General features: G+C 41.2%; 1 protein-coding gene. It reads left to right on the top strand.

Going from position 1 to position 897, the window contains the following annotated elements; genetic code table 11:
- Positions 1–897, top strand: an 897-nt coding sequence (locus tag ACS8FD_RS18110) for a nucleotide sugar dehydrogenase (protein ID WP_439276870.1), incomplete at both ends; no start/stop codon positions are given.

Here is an 897-nt window from a genome sequence, read left to right as displayed (position 1 = left end):
ATCATACCTTAGAGGTGAGTGACGAAGAGTTATCTCAAGCCACGCATCTGAGTTATACCTCAGATATTCAAGCACTCAAAGACTGCAACTTTTTTATCGTCACGGTACCGACACCGATCGATGATTTTAAGCAGCCTGATTTGACACCTTTAATTAAAGCCTCAACAGCAATAGGTGGCATTATCAAAAAAGACGATATCGTTGTCTATGAGTCTACCGTTTATCCAGGGGCAACAGAAGAAGTATGTATCCCTGTACTTGAAGAGGTGTCTGGATTGGTATTTAACCAAGACTTCTATGCAGGTTATAGTCCTGAACGTATTAACCCAGGTGACAAAGAGCATAGAGTAGTCAATATTCTAAAAGTCACTGCAGGCTCTACGCCTGAAATAGCAGACTTCGTCGACGATGTATATAACCTAATTATCATTGCTGGTACGCATAAAGCTGCGAGCATCAAGGTTGCAGAAGCAGCAAAGGTTATCGAAAATACTCAAAGAGACGTGAATATTGCTCTGATTAACGAATTAGCCGTTATCTTTAACAAGATGGATATCGATACCGAAGCAGTACTTACCGCAGCAGGTACTAAATGGAACTTTTTACCGTTCCGTCCAGGTCTAGTTGGTGGGCATTGTATCGGTGTCGATCCTTACTATTTGACGCATAAAGCACAGGCTATCGGTTATAACCCTGAGATCATCTTGGCTGGCCGTCGCCTTAACGATGGTATGGGAGAGTATGTCACGACTCAGCTCATCAAGAACATGATCAAAAAACGTATTCAAGTAGAAGGCGCAAAGGTGCTCATACTTGGACTAAGTTTTAAAGAAAACTGTCCTGATGTACGTAATACCAAAGTTATCGATATTGTCCATGAGTTAAAAGAATATAACA

Source organism: Psychrobacter sp. 1U2 (assembly GCF_051847575.1).
The sequence above is the reverse complement of the archived record's forward strand: the minus strand, read 5'-3'. Positions and strand labels throughout refer to the sequence as shown.